Consider the following 16,941-nt stretch of genomic DNA (forward strand, 5'->3'; position numbering starts at 1 on the left):
GTAAAACTTCAGAGTTTGGATAACAACAATCACGCCCCTAACTTGGTAAAGGCCAACGGGGTTTGTCCAGTTTGCTGTTTGAAAAAAGCGATAAACGCACTGTTGGATGAGAACTCTAGCAGATGAGCCACATCAACGACTTGTCGGTTTTCTGAGAGCAGTTCAATCGCTTTAAACAAGCGCCATTGCTGTCGCCACTCTTGGTAAGTCATGCCTGTTTCGGCTTTGAATAATCGAGTAATCGTTTTGGTGCTTGCGCCAACCGAGTTCGCTAATGTCGAGAGGGCTGGGGCAAGAAAGGAAGCGGTTCGGACTTGTTTGCAAAAGCTTTTAAAGCGGCGATCTGTCGGTAGTGGCAAGATAAACGAGTGTTGGTTAGCACTGTAAAACTCTTCCCAGAATAGGTTGGCGGTATTGGTGGTTTGCTCGCGGGCAACGTCCCAATCCCAGAAAGCCATCTTATTGATCAGGGCTTTTAAAAGCTCATTCACTTCCACAATTTCAATCGCTTCTGGGCAGGTGTAAATACTGCTATCAAAATAGAGCGACCGATAAGCAACCACATTGGTCATCTGCGCGCGATGTTTGGTATAAGGCGGGATCCACACGGCTTTAGTCGGCGGCAAAATGCAAATGGCGTTTTCTAAGGTCAAGGTGATGCAACCCTGCGGAGCATACAGCAACTGTCCTTTTACGTGGTGATGTATTCCTGAGTCATGCTGACCTAGCTCTGCCGCAATCCCTATTACGGGCGCAGGTAAGCTGTCTGCATCAAACTCAATGGTTTCGCTGATTAATGCCATTTGTCCCAATCTTGTTGTTTTTGGTTTTAATGTTGTTAACGAGCCAAGGTTAGTTTCCCCTAGACTCCTCGTCAAGTTCACTGGTCTTGGAAAAATGATGAAAACAAAACCTTCTTTATGGCAAATGGTGCTATTGCTGATGTTCCCTCAAATCGCAGAAACCATCTATAGCCCGACTCTGGATTCAATATCGAAATCCTTTGATGTGAGTTACGCACAAGCGGCGCAAACCCTCTCGATCTACTTCTCAGCGTTTGCGCTCGGTGTTGTGGTATGGGGCATATTGGCAGACAAATGGGGGCGCCGACCAACCATGTTACTGGGCATGGGGTTATTCGCCTGTTCAGCACTTATTGCTATGCAAACCGACAGCTTTACGTGGTTGATGATAGCCAGAGCCATGGGTGCTTTCGGGCTTGCGGTGGGCTCGGTGGTGACACAAACCATGTTGCGCGATGCCTTTAGCGGCGCTGAACTGGCCAAGGTGTTTGGTTACATGGGAATGGGGCTGTCGATTAGCCCAATCATCGGGCTGCTTCTTGGCGGTCAATTAAGCCAAGCGGGCGGGCATCAATATGTGTTTATTGCCCTGTTTATTATGGTGTTAGTGCTGTTGGCACATAGCCTATGGTCATTGCCTGAAACGCAACAATCTAAGCAGCCATTGCAGTTAAAGTCACTCAGTATTCACATGGTCAAAGATAGCGATATATGGATGTCTGCGTTGCTGGTCGCGTCGTTCAATATTGCGCTATTTTCCTATTATCAATTGGGTTCATTTGCCTTCATTCAACTTGGATTTAGCGTTGAGCAGTTTGGCTACAGCGGCATTGTGCTTGGGTTCGGGACTCTGTTGGGAAGCTTGGTGAACAAGACATTGTTGAAGAGACAAGTGTCTTCAATGTCTCTGATTGGTATCGCGGCAGGGCTTCAAACATTAGGTGCGGTGGGTGTCTATTTTTCACAACACTCAATATGGTTTTTACTTCCGATGATGCTGGTGGTCATGGCATTTGGTATTGCGATCCCTAATGTATTGAGCCGAGCGTTGGTACGTTACCAATCTCAAGCAGGAAGTGCAGGTGCACTGTTTGGTTTGATGTATTACACCTTGATCGGCTCAGGGCTCGCTTTAGCGGGAATGATTCAAGATTTAGGGGGGGTGTTGGTACTTTGCGGCGCTTTGTCTGTGTTGGTGACGATACGCAACCGACTCCAGCTCAAACGCTAAGTCTCTCATCTGTATTGATAAATTCCGTGTCCTGTTTGGCGCGGAATTTATCATTTCTTGGTTTGTAAATTTGGATATTGACAGGGGTAGAGTGATCGTTCTACTCTGTAGGTAGAACAATCATTCTACCCTTTGTCGGGTATTGAGAGAGCACTATGTTGAGAGAACAGATTGCAGCAAGCCTTGAAGTAGCGTTCAGCCAGCAAGGTTTTGCTGAGCCGAGCGTTGCACAGCTGAAAACGGCGTGCGATGTAAGCCTAAGAACCTTGTATAAACATTTCCCTTCAAAAGAAGCGATGATCGTTGGTGCCTTGGAATATCGACACCAACGCTACTTAGATTTCTTGTTGGAAACGTCGCCTGAAAAGGGGCTCGCATCGGTTACTCATATCTTCAACAAGCTCCAACAATGGTTAGAAGAGTATGCGCCACATGGGTGTATGTCGATGAATGCGATGGCCGCGTTTCCCGATAATGAGTTTATCAGCCAAGCGGTTACACAGCATAAAGAACAAGTCCGTTTGCTAATAGGCAAGCAGAGCCTGCGAGAGGATCTCGCGACACCACTGTTTTTACTTCATGAAGGCGTATCAAGCGCGTGGCCAGTATTGGGCGAAGAAGCTGTGGCATCGGCACAGAATATGGTGACAAAATTACTCAAGGAAACAGTATGAATTTTGAAGTGCCAAAAACAATGAAAGGCGTAGAGATGTTAGGGCACGGCGGGGCAGAAATGCTGGGTTACCGTGAAGATATCGCTGTTCCTCAAATTGAACCTAATGAAGTGCTGATCAAGGTGATGGCGGCAGGCGTGAACAACACCGACATCAACACACGAATCGGTTGGTATTCTAAAAGTGATGATTCAGACGATGCCAGTTGGTCTGGCGAAGCGTTGAAATTCCCTCGTATCCAAGGTGCTGACGTGTGCGGCTTCATCGTAGCCGTTGGTAACGAAGTTTCGGCTGACCGTATTGGTGAGCGTGTTCTGATTGAGCCTTGTTTGACCGAGGTTTATGGACAAGATCTACCACAGCCATGGTATTTCGGATCTGAGTGCGATGGTGGTTTCGCTGAATACACCAAAGTAGCAGCTAAGCATGCTTACGCGGTGAACAGTTCTATGTCGGATGTTGAGCTAGCGTCTTTCCCATGTTCTTACTCAACAGCAGAGAACATGCTAACTCGTGCCAATGTGGCTGAAGGTGATCGCGTGCTTATCTCAGGTGCATCGGGCGGTGTGGGCTCTGCGGCTATTCAGCTAGCAAAAGCTCGCGGCGCGTATGTTATTGCCATCACTAGCCCAAGCAAGAACCAACAGTTACTTGAACTTGGCGCTGATGAAGTGATTGCCCGTGATTCAGATTTGGTTAACGCGCTAGGCGAAAGCAGCGTGAATGTGGTGATCGATTTAGTTGCTGGTGACAAGTGGCCAGAGTTTCTTGAAGTCCTAAAACCGCATGGCCGTTATGCTGTGTCTGGTGCGATTGGTGGTGCAATGGTTGAGCTTGATGTGCGAACTTTGTATCTCAAAGACCTCAGCTTTTTTGGTTGCACGGTTTTAGAACCGCAAGTATTCCAAAACTTGGTTAATCGTATCGAGAAACAGCAGATTGGCGCCATCGTTGCAGAGTCTTATCCGCTAGCCGATATCCATAAAGCGCAAGATGAGTTCTTAAAGAAAAAGCATGTTGGTAAGATCGTGTTGGAAGTCGCTCAGAGTTAACTTTAGACGGTGTCACGCATCTAATCTATGTAAGAGCGAGCCAGTATCATGTGCTCGCTTTTTTGTTTCTGGCGAATGCTGGCGGGCTCAGTCTTGCAACCCGTTGAGTAACAGATCCTATACAGCTGAAAAGTTAATGATTCATTTATCATTGTGTGGTTTATGAATTAACTGTGCGATAATTACCGCCATTATATATCCCTATCTATGTTGTATTTATCTAGGAGCCGTATTGATGTTTAAAAGGGTATTGCAGGCACTATTCTCACCTTTTGTTGATTCAAAAAACAAACCCTCTGCAGAGCCTGCCCAACAAGAGCAACAACAAACCGTTGCTACTGATTCTGTTCAGTCTTCAATCTTTGTTCCGCCGTCATCCACTCAGCCATCATCATTAATCGTCGATAAGACGCTTAGCCTTCACGATGGTGAGTTCCTTGATTATTTGTTTGGAGAGTCTCGCCTTCGAACGGAGTCAGACCCATTTAGTGATTTTGTCGCTTGCCAAATCGAACGCTTGATTCGCTCTCCAAAAGCCTTGCTTAATGAACTTCCAGTGATGCCAGCCTCTGTGACCACGTTAATGGGCGAATTACAGAGCGATGAGTTTGATGTCGATACTCTGTTAAGAGTGATTGAGCGCGAGCCGAGTATGGCTGCCGATGTGATTAAACTGGCAAATAGCGCCTTTTACAAACGCAATGAAAAACAGGTTACCGACCTAAAAACAGCATTCTTAAATATGGGTTCTCAAGGGCTCGTTGAAGGGGTGGTGAATAGCTACATGAAGAACTTCACGCCGGGCAATAACATTTACTGGCGTCATTTCGGTGAGAAAATTTGGAATCACAGTGTTCAAACCGCGTCTTTCTCTAAGGAGTTGATGAAAGACTCTTCATCTCAAGAAGATCAAGCGGCGGCGTACTTTGTTGGATTGATTCGGAACTTAGGCAAGATGATCATTTTCCAGATGATGGTAGAAGCCTTCAAGCATGTTGATCCTTCTTTTCCACCTAACTCGTTAGCATTGAAGCGCCTGATGAACAGCTACTCCATTCGCCTGACTTACACCATTGCTAAGTTCTGGGAACTGCCAGAATCAGTGTTGACCGCGATTGGCTACCAAGAGTCGAGCCGATACGAATGCACACCACTTGGTCAAGCTGTGTTTGAAGCTAACTATTTGAGTGAGCTGTGCTATTTACTGGAAGAACAAACGATTGAAGTCGAGCAGTTTAAGCGCAGATGCAAAGAGACACTGATGTCTCCGGCTGCATACAAAGTGGCTAACCGTATCTATAAAGAGTCTGAATTATCGCTAGTGAGCTAACCCTTAGCCTATTCGACCTACGCTGTGACTGAACATAATGATTGGTTGCAGCTTGGTTGGGCTAGGTTGTGAAATACATTCAGCTACGAAATACGCTTACAAATGGCTAATCCACAGCTTGTCGAGTTCGCACCAACCGAAACCATTTACTTGTGCGCCGTGTATCTTTTCAGAAACCTCTAAGTTGAACGCCTCTTGCTTGAGCTCAGTCACAACCCCAGATTCATGCAACCAATGCCGGAGCGACAACAGTGCATTCATCGCTAACTCAAAGTCTGGTTGGTTTGTTATTGAAGCTAAGCCTTGTTCGATTGTCTCTAGTATCTCAGCAGGTAAAGTTAAGTCCTCAAACGGGAAGTGAGTGAAAAAGCTTAACCACGAAGTGAAGGTGTTGTTCTCATCAATAATACTGCACAGCGCGACGTCTTTGGTAGTTAGGTAGTGAGTTAGGTAGTGCCCATATTCCACGCTGGTTTTGTGGTCGCCAGACACTGACAACTGATCGAAAAGGGCTTGGCATTCAGAGGTGTCTTCAACGGTGAACTCACGAACGGTTGAAGACAACATCGGGCTTTGAATCTTAAAGAAGGTTGAGCCGAAATCCGGTTGGGAAGAATGGTCATCGCCACGCACGCTGGTCGTTTTCTCGGGCAGTTTCACGCACACCTGATTTTGAGCGCAGGCTTTGCTCTGTGCCCATTCAGGATAGACCCACAACTCGACTCGATTCAGAATCGGCGTGCTGTGTGAATAGGCGCTATTGCGGCTCAATCTCAACATCTTGCTTGAGAAGATGTCTAATGAGAACGCGCCAGATCCAATCAGCCTATCAGTCGGTGATGAGGGATCGAATACGGAGGCTTCAGCCCTAGCAAGTAGGCGCGGTAAATGCCAATCAGGTTGATTCAACTTTACGACAACCACATTGCCTGCCGAGACAGAGACCTCATCAATATGCTGATAACAGCGATGCCATATTTTGCTTTGGCAGAGAGAGTTAAGGTTGCGTGCTATGTCTTGAGGTTCGAGTGTTCTTCCGTTATGAAAGTGAACACCATTGCGAATCTGAAAGTGCCACTGTGTCGCATCTTGATTAGGCTGCCAATGATAAGCCAGATCGCCGCTGAGTTTGCTGTGCTTAACGGAGGTTAGGCGTTGGCAAACTTGCATCACTAAGAAGCGTTCGGTGCGTCTAAGTACTCGTTGAGGGTGAAGCGCTTCGAGTTCTCGGTGAAACGGGATGTACGCGATATTCTGCGCCGACGGATTGGTGCTGCTTAGAAAGGCTTGCAACTCAGTGCCAGCATTGCGGCCACTCAATCCAACCTTGTGCTGTCATCGCTTTGAGTAAGGTCTGAACGTGACGTTCACTCACGTGCAGCAGTGTGGCCAGTTGGTTGACCTGACAATGTGATACTCCAGGCCCAAAAGCCTGAAATATCTTTTCATACAGTTCAAGCTTACGCTTAAGGTTGCCCAATTTGCTTTTCCTAACGACGAGGTTGAGTTAAATGTGAATAGCCAGAATCAATCAGTGCGTTTTCCATCGTATCGAGAACTCGAGAGGTTATCTCTGAGCTCAGGATATTCGATTCAGTTTTGCCTTGAAGCACCAAATCTGAAAAATGGTCGATTTCAAACTCGAATCCATTCCCTATCACTCGGTAGTTAATGGTCGACTTTTTGCCTTGATGTTCAATCTCAATAAAGGCCGGATTCCACCATTTTTCGTGAATGGTGATTTTGGTTTCAGGTCCACTCAAGTGTGCTGTTCGGGGAAGGTTTTGCACTGTTGATGCCGATATCTTACCGCTTATATCACCAGAGAATGTAAAGCATGCATTGGTATCAACATTCGCTCCCTCATAAAGACACGACATCTCTACCTGAGGTTTTGAAGGGTTTACACCCAGCGTTCGGCACAGATCGTAAAAGAACCAAAGCCCATAGACCCCAACATCGAGTGTTGCTCCGCCTGACAAATCCGGATTGAAGATAAACAAATCGGGCTCATAGTCATGATGGTTACCAAAGCTGGCTTCGATTGAATCTATCTGAATGTTGTTATCGACCAAGAATGATTGGAGCTCACGATATGCGGGAAACACCACGGTTTTCATTGCTTCTAACAGCATCACGCCATTTTGCTTCGCGAGAGCTTTCATCTCAAGCCAGTCAGCAAGGTTGGTAAAAGCCGGCTTCTCAACCAATACATGCTTATTACTATTTAGAAACAGTTCGGCGAGTGGCTGGTGGTATGGGTGAACCGTAGCGATGTAAACCGCTTCGACACTTGGGTCATTCGCCATCTCTTCGTAAGAACCATAAGCCTTGTCGCAACCAAACTTGTTGGCGAATGAGGCTGCGCGGGAGTGATCTCTTGCGGCAACGGCATACAGTTCACCATGCAGACAGTGCTCTGTTACTGCAGTCGCGAATCGATTGGCGATATTGCCTAGCCCTGCGATGCCCCATTTAATTTTGCGTTGCGTGTCGCTCATCAGTTGCTCCAAATCGTTGTTTTGTATAAGTGTACTCAGAGGCGCCACATACAAATAGAGAACAGATTTCTCAACCTGTTCTCTATTTATTTTATTCTAGTTGAAGCTCAGGATTAGCTCTGTAGGGAGCGCTTCCAATCAGCTAGGGCTTGAATGTGTTTTGGTCCGATGCCACAACAGCCACCGACGATATTCGCACCCAATGCGTGCCAGCGTTTAGCGTAAGCTAAGTAACCTTGGCCATCCAGCTCGCGCATTTCTTGAAACATGTCATTCGCTTCATGTTCGCTGCTGATAGGCGCAAAATTGTTGGCGTAGACACCAATTTCTAAATCACGGCCTAGCTCATCGATCACTTTCTTAGCATCGATAATGGCTTGATCCATCACTTCAGGCACTGAGCAGTTAAACATAATGCCTGTTGCGTTTGATTGGCAGGCAAGTTTGATCGCGTCTGTTACGCTCTCGCCAGAACGAATATTGGCAGAATCGCCCTTGGTGTCTTCCAAGCTAAAGGCGTAATAACACGGTTTGCTTGATTGCTTGAGAACCGCATGAATGGATTCGAACTCTTGCAGGCTACAGATGGTTTCTGCTATCCAAAGATCGATGTTTGGGTCTTGGGCATCGTAAAGCGTTTGAATGATCGGCGTTGCTTCTTCTACCTTAAACAAGTCTGGTCGGTAGCTGCCAAATGGCGGTGGAATCGCGCCTGCTACTTTCACTGTGTGAGAAGTATTATCAGCAACTGCTTTAGCCAGCTCGCCAGACAGCGCGGCTAGTTCAAAACCTTGTTGTTCAAAGAGTTCTTCACCCAAATGAAAAGGCACACAGGCGTAGCTATTGGTGATCAGGATTTCAGCACCTGCATCGACAAAGTTTTGATGCGCTTGGCTAACAAATTCGGGTGCTTCAATCAGCGCTTGAGCACTCCAAAGTGGTTGAGAAAATGGCGCGCCAATTTCTTTGAGTTCTCGGCCCATGCCGCCATCAAGTATGGTTAGTGTTTTCATATTCAATACTATCTAAACAATTGCTGAAGTTCTGCCGCCACCATAGCAGACAACCTTGTCAGACAGAAGCCATCAAGCCAAGGTTCAACTATCGATGAGGGAGTTTCGTTATAAGCCGTCTAGCGGGCTAGTCGTGCCACTAAAGTGTTGCCCAATAACGTGAGTGTAAATCTGAGTTGTCTTAACATCACTGTGCCCCAGTAGCTCTTGAACCGTTCTGATATCGGAGCCTGACTTTAGAAGTTGCGTAGCAAAACTGTGCCTGAAAGTATGACAACTAATTCGCTTGTGGCGCAATTTATTAGAGTTAGTCGCCTTCTTCAGCGTTTTTCGGAGTACCGAATCATGTAGGTGGTGTCGGCATACGATCCCCGACTCAGAGTGTTGAGTGACGGATTTTGATGGGAATAGGTACATCCAAGCAAGTTGTCGATAGGCACTAGGGTATTTTTTACCTAATCGGTGAGGCAAAGATGGCCCAAACCCATTCAAGTTATCTTTAGCGAGCAGAACTGCAACTTGTGAAATTTTGTCTTGTATAGCTTCAGTGAGTGAAAAACTTAAAATTGTCACTCGGTCTTTATTTCCTTTCCCATTGTGAACAGTGAGAGACCCTTGTTTTAGATCTATATCTTGTACTCGAAGCCTCAGGCATTCCGATACTCTCAAACCTGAACCATACAACAAGCGAAAAAACAGTTGATATTTAGGATCTATTTCATTGATCACCGAGATAGCTTCCGCATGATTGAGTACGCTAGGAATTTTTCGAGACCGAGTCGCATAGCTAAACCCTAAGTCTCCTAGAGGTTGCTTAATAAATTGATTGTATAAATAGGCTAGAGCATTGAGAGCTACCTTTTGAGTATTGATGGCTACTTTTTGTTGATTAGCTAAATGAGAAAGAAAGGAGACAACTTCAGCGGCATGCATCTGTTCAGGGTGTTTAAGCTTATGAAAATGAATGAAGTATTTTATCCAGTAACAGTAGGCTTTGATTGTCTTGCGACTATAGCCTCGCATCGTCATATGTTCGCAAATTGCCTGCATGAATTGACTCGCCATATATTCCCCTCACAAAATCTGTACATACAGACAGTTTATTGCTTGTTGAATAATTAATGACTTAAAAAAGAGTGGTTTTTAACTCTGATTGAGCACGAATTTAACGAGAGGCTTATTTTAAATTATTGATTATACTGCAAATTTATGGGTGGTTAAGAATGAGGCCGAGCGTTACATAGTCGGCAATATGTGCTTGCACGTTTTCACACTTATTGTTTAGACCCACTTTTATATTAAATGCATAGCATTCAGTTGGTTATGAGTGACCTTTTTGATATGTTAAGCGGATGGATTCGTGCTTGCACAATATTAAAATGTTATGCCTTTCTACAATAAAATGGATTTTGTACATGGAAATAGTAAAAGCAACAATTGAACAATTAGACCTGATTTCTCCTCTTTTTGATGCATATAGAGTGTTTTATGGTCAAGAAAGCGACCTCACTGTTGCTCGCGAGTTTATTGAATCGCGCTTAAATAACAATGAATCTGTTATATATTTAGCACTTGATGATAAAGGTAATGGTCTAGGTTTTACTCAATTGTACCCAAGCTTCTCTTCTGTTTCGGCTGCTAGAACTTGGGTTCTAAACGACTTATTCGTTCTAGACACAGCAAGAAGGCAAGGGGTGGCGAAGAAGCTAATGGATGCAGCGAAAGATATGGGTCAAAAGGACAATGTTAAAGGTTTGGCTCTAGAGACCGCTGAGAGTAATGTGAATGCCCAGAAGCTGTATGAGTCTTTAGGTTATGAAAGGGAATCAGGGACGTATCATTACTTCTTGCAACTACAGGCATAACAAGGCGTTTAAGGTAGATTCCCAACGCTTGGCGTTCTCAGTTCAAGGTTGGGTTGTGTGATTACGGTGGTATGGATAGGTTTTGTGGTGGCGTTGCTCACTACTTAACGCGGCGTTAGCCAACTTATTTTAACTAGGAGTTAGTAGATGGTATCTTTTGAAGAAATGATAAATATACTGCAAGGAGAAAGTGATCGAGGTGCTGTTTTGATTGCGGCGTCAACGCTTGAACTTGCTCTAGAAGAGCTATTGAAAGCTAGGTTGGTGGATTCGCCTAATCGTAAAGATGTCATTTTTGAACACAATGGACCCTTGGGAACATTTTCCTCAAAAATTCAACTCAGCTACAGAATTGGTCTTATATCTAAACAGCAAATGCTAATGTTCAATACGTTTAGAGAAATTCGAAACATATTTGCGCATAGTTCTTCATCTCTGACGTTGGAGGCTCCCCAAATAAGAGACAAATTAAACGCCGCTGTTGAGCACAACCCCAGATTGAGAGACCTATATCTTGATGCTCTCAATCAGCATGTAGAAAGTGGAGAGTTTTCTAAAGACTTCGTTGATAGAGCACTGTCATCGCCAAGGAAAGTATTGGAAAAGGTGTTCGTTCTTGAAATAACTTCAGTTCACTCGAGCATACAGAATATCACTAAGATTATTGAGGTGTAATTTGGCTAACAAACGCGTCAATTAGGACGCTCGCAAGCTCGCGCCTATTACGCGGGCGTTAAGAGTTTTAAGGAAACATACTCGCGATGAAGAAGATGATTTTATTCCGTATTGGATGGATGGACAAATATGATGGTGTAGACACTATTGAAGGCGGTGGTTCACATGTAGAAACTCACGGTGTCGGCGGTGAAATGTGGAATTTTCGTCCTGAAGGTGGTCGCTGTTTTGGGTATGTAATGACAAGAAATTTTTCTGGTTTAAACTTAGACCGAATTGGTTCGAACGAGAGTAAATACCAGAAAGATGATGAGATAGATAATGTTGATATAGTTTTTATCTCAAAGAACCCAAGTGGTGGTCAGGTAGTGGTTGGCTGGTTTAAAAGCGCTACGATTTTCCATAAACAATATCGTCAGAGACGTGGTGGTAAATCAGTCGATGATTGGGAGTATATTGATTATGTGAGTGAGTGCAGTGAAAAGAATGCAACCTTACTTAAGAAAAGCGAGCGTAATTTTATTATACCTAAAGGAAAAGGCTTTCCTGGGCAATCAAATGTTTGGTACGCAGATTCTGTCGAATCCAAAAATTTAGTTGATGATTTAAGGACATATATTAAACGCTACGACTCTAACAGCGGTAAAAGAGGACCTTCCCCAAAGCCTTTACCAAAGGATATCATCACGCTGATAGAGAAGGCTGCCGTTGATAAAACGATTCGATACTATGAAGGTAAAGGGTATGAAATCAAATCTGTTGAAGCGGATAATGTTGGCTGGGATTTAGAAGCTTCAAATGATCAGCATAAGCTTTTGATAGAGGTCAAGGGACACCGTGGTAATGCTATTCATTTTGGTTTAACACCGAATGAATACCAGAATCTTAAACTGCATTTAAGCTTCTATCGTGTTGCTGTTGTAAGGAATGCTTTATTAGAGCCTGACTTAGTTGTCTTTACACCATATAAAACTGACGAGGCTTTTTGCTTAAAGTCAGAGTCTTCGAACGAAACCGTTTTTTTAAGGGAAAGTGTTGCTGCTAGAGCTGTGCCTGCAAACTCTTAACAAACAATTTAAGAGGGATTCCCAACGCTTGGCATTTTTGCTTCTACTTCAAATTTAGTGGTTACGGCACAATGCTTTAGGTTAGGTGGTAGCGTTGCTCACCCCTTAATTGGGCGTTATGCCTTTCTACAATAAAATGGATTTTGTACATGGAAATAGTAAAAGCAACAATTGAACAATTAGACCTGATTTCTCCTCTTTTTGATGCATATAGAGTGTTTTATGGTCAAGAAAGCGACCTCACTGTTGCTCGCGAGTTTATTGAATCGCGCTTAAATAACAATGAATCTGTTATATATTTAGCACTTGATGATAAAGGTAATGGTCTAGGTTTTACTCAATTGTACCCAAGCTTCTCTTCTGTTTCGGCTGCTAGAACTTGGGTTCTAAACGACTTATTCGTTCTAGACACAGCAAGAAGGCAAGGGGTGGCGAAGAAGCTAATGGATGCAGCGAAAGATATGGGTCAAAAGGACAATGTTAAAGGTTTGGCTCTAGAGACCGCTGAGAGTAATGTGAATGCCCAGAAGCTGTATGAGTCTTTAGGTTATGAAAGGGAATCAGGGACGTATCATTACTTCTTGCAACTACAGGCATAACAAGGCGTTTAAGGTAGATTCCCAACGCTTGGCGTTCTCAGTTCAAGGTTGGGTTGTGTGATTACGGTGGTATGGATAGGTTTTGTGGTGGCGTTGCTCACTACTTAACGCGGCGTTAGGTTGCTTCGGAAAAAGGAGAAATCTAATGATAAAAGTGAAATACGTACTTGATGGTACAAAGGGCGAACTTGAGCTTACTAAATTGACGGGGTTTGACTCGAAAGAGGCGGTTCTCGTTGCTCACGGGGCGGAACGAATCTCCAATAGCCTTGACGAAGAGCTTTTAGTAGATGTTATGGCGGTTTTGAAGCCAGCTATAGATCCCTTAGCATCACCCGCGGTTAATGGGGCTTCTAGCGAGCCTAGGCAGCGTGCTGAAAAGTTTGGTTTTACAACGCTCCAAGGTCATATCGAAGACAATGTAATAATGGTTCTATAATCAATATTTATGGTTGCTTAGTTGAGAACCATTCTCGTATACAGCGTACAAACTGTAGTATACAAACATATTGCGAATGAGAATTAGTTACAGGGCGTCTGAGGTTGATTTTAAGCGTCTTTAATAGGTTTTGGCTTGTTGGTTATGGCATATCGTCTTGGGCTTGTCTCAGAGCCTAAATAGGCGGTTAAATTGGCAAGCTTCTGTTTAGCTACCGTGTCTGTATATTCTTCGTAGCTAAATGGACGTTGCTTGGTATTAACTTGGTTCTCGTAAGTATATTTATTGAGAATATTATCAAGCTTATCTAAGTCGAGTTTTGAGGTGGTGAGAATTTGAATATAACCGACTGCACCATAATTAGGTTGGTACTTTAACCTCAATACCCAAATCATTGTGGTGTGGTTAAATGCAGCTGAGACAGGTTTCTTAATTTTCTGCATGATATCATTGAAATGTAAACCCTCATCAAAGTCATTAAAAAATATTGCCACCTGATATTTTGGTTGTATACTTTTGATGTGATTAATGAGCTTGCGTTTAGTTTTATTTCGGGTTGATTCAGTCATATATTTACCTAAATTAATCACATCCCTCTATATCCTTATAACTACATAGCAGAATGATACAATGAGCACTTGCTTTATGATGCGTAAGTTGTTGATATATTGCTAATAAATAATCGTGATGTCTGTCGTGAGAATATCTAAAACTCTCAAGAACTGGATAGTAGTGCGGTAGAAATCACACAAAAAATGGACAATCTACCTAACAAGCAATTCAACAGTGATTCACAACGCTTGGTGTTTTTACTTCGGGTTAAGTTTAGTGTTTAAGGCACAATATTTTAGCTCGGTGTCAGCGTTGTTCACACGTTAATTGGGCGTTAGGTTTGCAAGTCAAATCTGAAATATAAAAATGTGGTTTTGTTTTTAACTCCGAAGTGAAAGTGTAACTGCTAAGTGGTTTAGCTTTGAATGTGCAAATAAGCCAGCATAGTTTTCAGCCAGTTTTGGTTTTGCCTCACAAGTTATGTTTAAACTGTTTTTCTGTTTCAGTTTTTGCTTTAAAATTAAGCCTTTATTGAACAACTTGTTTCTGATTTTTGAATCAGTTTTTAATTTCAATCATCAGTCAGCGGGTTACTAGAATTAACAAAATAACAAGGTTTACGCCCGCTGTTGTGGTCGCATTCCTAACAAGCAATTCAAGTGGAACAAAAACAGTTGGCTATTGTTCGTTCCTCACAAATTTTAGCCAACCATTTTTGTCCACTTAATTGGGCGTTAGCTTTATTTCAAACTCCTCACTACGAGGTAATTACAAGGATGAAAAATGTTGTATAAAAAAATTGGAGCAATTGTTGCTACAGTCGTACTTTCTGGATGTTCTTCAGCGCCAATAACTCTCAATTACGCACCCAGCAGTACCATGTCTGTTGAAGGGAGTTTAAATGTCGGAGATTTTAAATATTTACCAGGCGAAATTAATCCAGAAGTTAAACCTAACCAAATCAGAAATACAGCGATTGGGGACATAGTTTTTGAGAAGAGTGTCGATGAATATTTTGAGAAAGCGGTTTTTACTGAATCAAGGTTTGTAGGGATTAGTGTTGGTAAGTCAGACAACGAGCTCTCCGGTGAAATCCAAGAGTTTTTAATAGATGACCTTGGTTACAGCATAGATTGGACGCTCGACGTCAATTATCGAGTCAATTCAAAAGGGAGTAGTGCTTGTTATGAAAAGACCTACAGAATTGAAAAGAATACCGCAAAATTTGCGAATGCTTTCGGTACTTTAAATGAGATAATGAAACTAAATATTGAACAAGCCTTTTCAGATCAAGCGTTTTTAGACTGCATAGAAAAGTAAAGCTAACAAACGCTTCAAGCGGACAACCAACGCGTGGTATTTTGGTTTCTAACAAATTTAGTGATTACGGTACTTCGTTTTAGCACTGGATAGCGTTGGTTGCAGCTTAAGCGGAGCGTTATATGCTTCAAGGATGATGATGAAAAAAGTAGTACTTTCAATATATTGCTTAATGGCGTTTAGTCAGGCTAATGCTGACGTCAAGCTAGACTTTCCCTTCAAGAAAAAGTTTGAAGTGTATGAGATTAGCGGGAATAGTGTTGAAGAAATTGAGCGTTCATTTAACGCTAGACCTGAGTTTCTCGTAAATGAAGGCTTTGACGGTTACACCGCGTGGAAATACGACTTCCATACGGATGATGATTCTTGCGAAATTCATGAATTTGAGCTTGAAGTTACCTATACACTTCCGAAGTTCGAAATGCCTAAGACTTCAGATGAGTCAGCTGAGGAGTTTCGTCCATATCTTGAGAAGCTCTATCGTCATGAACAGATTCATTGTGCGCTTGCAGTTAAGTCGATGCACGAAATGTATTTAGCCTTCAAACGAGGGCAGCGTGGAGGGTGTAGTAGCGCAAATGATAGAGTCATTGAGCTTGAAGGTGATTTGGTGGAAAGTAATGCTCTGTTTGACGTTTATACGTCGCATGGAGAAATTGAATTAGCAGAGTCTCCTTTTGGTGAGGGGCCTTACTTGAAAATATGCGAAATACCTTTCGCGCCAATGTCACCACGCATATAACAATAAATTTAAGAGTGATTCACAACGCTCGGCGCTTTCACTTCAAGCAAGTTTAGTGTTTATGGCGCAATGCTTTAGGTAGGGTTGTTGGCGTTGTTCACACCTTAATTTGGCGTTAGCCGAATCTATTAATCCGATATGTAATATTGTTTCTAAGGGGTATTTATGAGTCTTATATCAGTCAAAGTGAGTTCGAAAGCATTAGAGCATATTCGTTCTTCTACTAGTAAGAATCAAGAGCAGATGGCGCTTAAAGTTATATCTGGCGACCTATTTCATATTGTTGATACTATAAATAAATCTCGTAAAGTTCAATTAACAATGGCAGACCAATTAGCTCTCACTTTAGGTGATACTTCAGCAATTTGGCGTGCTCATCAGGAAGATGCAACCGACTTTGACATATTGTTTAATATGCTAAGCAGTAAGCCAGATAAAGAGTTTGTTTTCTCTTATAAGTTGATCGGCTAACAAGAGCTTTAAACGGAACTAAAACAGTGGGTTAGGTTTCGCTTCGCTACACATTTTAACCCACTATTTTAGTCCGCTTAAGCAGGCGTTATAAGTCACATGGAGTTTGATTTAGTATGAAGAATAGAGAGTGCCCTAATTGTCAACAGAAGATTTCACTTAGTTGGTTTTTATTTAGTGGAAATAGGACAAAGTATCGCTGTACCCAATGTTCAGCTTTGATCGAATGGACACCAAGACGCTCCTATTTAGGCATGTTTGTTGGCGGTTCATCAGCGCTGAGTTTTACATTACTTGAATCGTTGATTCCCTCAGTGAGTATACGAGTGATAATGATGTTAATTTTGGCAGTCATACTGGCATTTTTAGTACCGAAGCAGTTCAGAATCATTGACGAAAGTGCCTTATAACAAGTCATTTAAACGGAACAAAAACAGTTGGCCGTCGCTTCGCGATTTTAGCCAACCATTTTTGTCCGCTTAATGAGGCTACATGGATTCCCCCGGTTGTCAAACATCCGCTAAACTTATGTTGATGGGTTTTGGACTGCCGCTCTACATTCGGCCTACTTATCGACGATTCGCATACGTCGTGGCCCTGATGACTT

General features: G+C 43.1%; 17 protein-coding genes and 1 pseudogene. 12 read left to right on the forward strand and 6 right to left on the reverse strand.

Translation table 11 applies throughout. The features are described from left to right. Positions 1–29 precede the first annotated feature (29 nt). A complete protein-coding gene (locus AB6D93_RS15905) occupies positions 30–803 on the reverse strand; it encodes a helix-turn-helix domain-containing protein (RefSeq protein WP_017065211.1) in 774 nt (257 codons plus the stop codon). 97 nt (positions 804–900) lie between these two features. Between AB6D93_RS15905 and AB6D93_RS15910 the strand changes: the two genes are divergently transcribed. From AB6D93_RS15910 to AB6D93_RS15925, 4 genes are all read left to right on the forward strand, one after another. Further along, positions 901–2,034, forward strand: coding sequence for a multidrug effflux MFS transporter (locus tag AB6D93_RS15910; RefSeq protein WP_102333537.1), 1,134 nt, complete (start codon positions 901–903; stop codon positions 2,032–2,034). A 155-nt stretch (positions 2,035–2,189) separates the two neighbouring features. Further along, the gene (locus AB6D93_RS15915; protein ID WP_102333536.1) at positions 2,190–2,708 is read left to right on the forward strand and encodes a TetR/AcrR family transcriptional regulator; all 519 of its coding nucleotides are present in this window, start codon (positions 2,190–2,192) and stop codon (positions 2,706–2,708) included. After that, positions 2,705–3,760 (forward strand): alcohol dehydrogenase family protein, encoded by a 1,056-nt coding sequence (locus AB6D93_RS15920; protein ID WP_102333535.1) that lies wholly within the window; start codon positions 2,705–2,707, stop codon positions 3,758–3,760. Before AB6D93_RS15915 ends, AB6D93_RS15920 begins: the two co-directional genes overlap by 4 nt. Positions 3,761–3,995: 235 nt before the next feature. Beyond that, on the forward strand, positions 3,996–5,090 hold the full coding sequence (locus AB6D93_RS15925; RefSeq protein WP_102333534.1) for an HDOD domain-containing protein: 1,095 nt from the start codon (positions 3,996–3,998) through the stop codon (positions 5,088–5,090). A 96-nt stretch (positions 5,091–5,186) separates the two neighbouring features. On the opposite strand, the pseudogene AB6D93_RS15930 reads toward AB6D93_RS15925, so the two are convergent. From AB6D93_RS15930 to AB6D93_RS15945, 4 genes and pseudogenes are all read right to left on the reverse strand, one after another. Further along, positions 5,187–6,570: pseudogene (locus AB6D93_RS15930) on the reverse strand (ABC transporter substrate-binding protein). A gap of 10 nt (positions 6,571–6,580) precedes the next feature. Beyond that, complete coding sequence (locus AB6D93_RS15935) at positions 6,581–7,591, reverse strand: Gfo/Idh/MocA family protein (protein ID WP_102333533.1); 1,011 nt, start codon at positions 7,589–7,591, stop codon at positions 6,581–6,583. Between the two features lie 113 nt (positions 7,592–7,704). After that, positions 7,705–8,604: a homocysteine S-methyltransferase family protein gene (locus AB6D93_RS15940; RefSeq protein WP_102333532.1), complete on the reverse strand. Its 900-nt coding sequence runs from the start codon at positions 8,602–8,604 to the stop codon at positions 7,705–7,707. 108 nt (positions 8,605–8,712) lie between these two features. Beyond that, positions 8,713–9,669 (reverse strand): integron integrase, encoded by a 957-nt coding sequence (locus AB6D93_RS15945; protein WP_017067063.1) that lies wholly within the window; start codon positions 9,667–9,669, stop codon positions 8,713–8,715. A 350-nt stretch (positions 9,670–10,019) separates the two neighbouring features. Here AB6D93_RS15945 and AB6D93_RS15950 point away from each other — a divergent pair, with 350 nt between their 5' ends. The 5 genes from AB6D93_RS15950 to AB6D93_RS15970 all read left to right on the forward strand — a co-directional run bounded on the left by AB6D93_RS15950 (position 10,020) and on the right by AB6D93_RS15970 (position 13,249). After that, positions 10,020–10,469 carry an N-acetyltransferase gene (locus AB6D93_RS15950; protein ID WP_017033399.1) on the forward strand — a complete coding sequence of 150 codons (450 nt, stop codon included), beginning with the start codon at positions 10,020–10,022 and terminating at the stop codon, positions 10,467–10,469. Positions 10,470–10,616: 147 nt separating this feature from the next. Then, the gene (locus AB6D93_RS15955) at positions 10,617–11,144 is read left to right on the forward strand and encodes a hypothetical protein (RefSeq protein ID WP_102333827.1); all 528 of its coding nucleotides are present in this window, start codon (positions 10,617–10,619) and stop codon (positions 11,142–11,144) included. Positions 11,145–11,230: 86 nt separating this feature from the next. Further along, complete coding sequence (locus tag AB6D93_RS15960; RefSeq protein ID WP_102333828.1) at positions 11,231–12,211, forward strand: protein NO VEIN domain-containing protein; 981 nt, start codon at positions 11,231–11,233, stop codon at positions 12,209–12,211. 149 nt (positions 12,212–12,360) lie between these two features. Beyond that, positions 12,361–12,810 carry an N-acetyltransferase gene (locus AB6D93_RS15965; protein WP_017033399.1) on the forward strand — a complete coding sequence of 150 codons (450 nt, stop codon included), beginning with the start codon at positions 12,361–12,363 and terminating at the stop codon, positions 12,808–12,810. 145 nt (positions 12,811–12,955) lie between these two features. Further along, a complete protein-coding gene (locus AB6D93_RS15970) occupies positions 12,956–13,249 on the forward strand; it encodes a hypothetical protein (RefSeq protein ID WP_102333872.1) in 294 nt (97 codons plus the stop codon). Positions 13,250–13,359: 110 nt separating this feature from the next. On the opposite strand, the gene AB6D93_RS15975 is transcribed toward AB6D93_RS15970, so the two are convergent. Next, positions 13,360–13,818 (reverse strand): hypothetical protein, encoded by a 459-nt coding sequence (locus tag AB6D93_RS15975; RefSeq protein WP_170967457.1) that lies wholly within the window; start codon positions 13,816–13,818, stop codon positions 13,360–13,362. A 766-nt stretch (positions 13,819–14,584) separates the two neighbouring features. Between AB6D93_RS15975 and AB6D93_RS15980 the strand changes: the two genes are divergently transcribed. The 3 genes from AB6D93_RS15980 (at position 14,585) to AB6D93_RS15990 (ending at position 16,334) form a co-directional block, all read left to right on the forward strand. Continuing rightward, entirely contained in the window at positions 14,585–15,121 is a 537-nt protein-coding gene (locus AB6D93_RS15980) for a hypothetical protein (RefSeq protein WP_102333875.1), read from the forward strand. A gap of 139 nt (positions 15,122–15,260) precedes the next feature. After that, on the forward strand, positions 15,261–15,863 hold the full coding sequence (locus AB6D93_RS15985; protein WP_065583845.1) for a DUF922 domain-containing protein: 603 nt from the start codon (positions 15,261–15,263) through the stop codon (positions 15,861–15,863). 165 nt (positions 15,864–16,028) lie between these two features. Continuing rightward, a complete protein-coding gene (locus AB6D93_RS15990; protein ID WP_017067214.1) occupies positions 16,029–16,334 on the forward strand; it encodes a hypothetical protein in 306 nt (101 codons plus the stop codon). Positions 16,335–16,941: the final 607 nt, after the last annotated feature.

The organism is Vibrio sp. 10N.247.310.23 (assembly GCF_041467155.1).
Lineage (GTDB): Bacteria > Pseudomonadota > Gammaproteobacteria > Enterobacterales > Vibrionaceae > Vibrio > Vibrio crassostreae_C.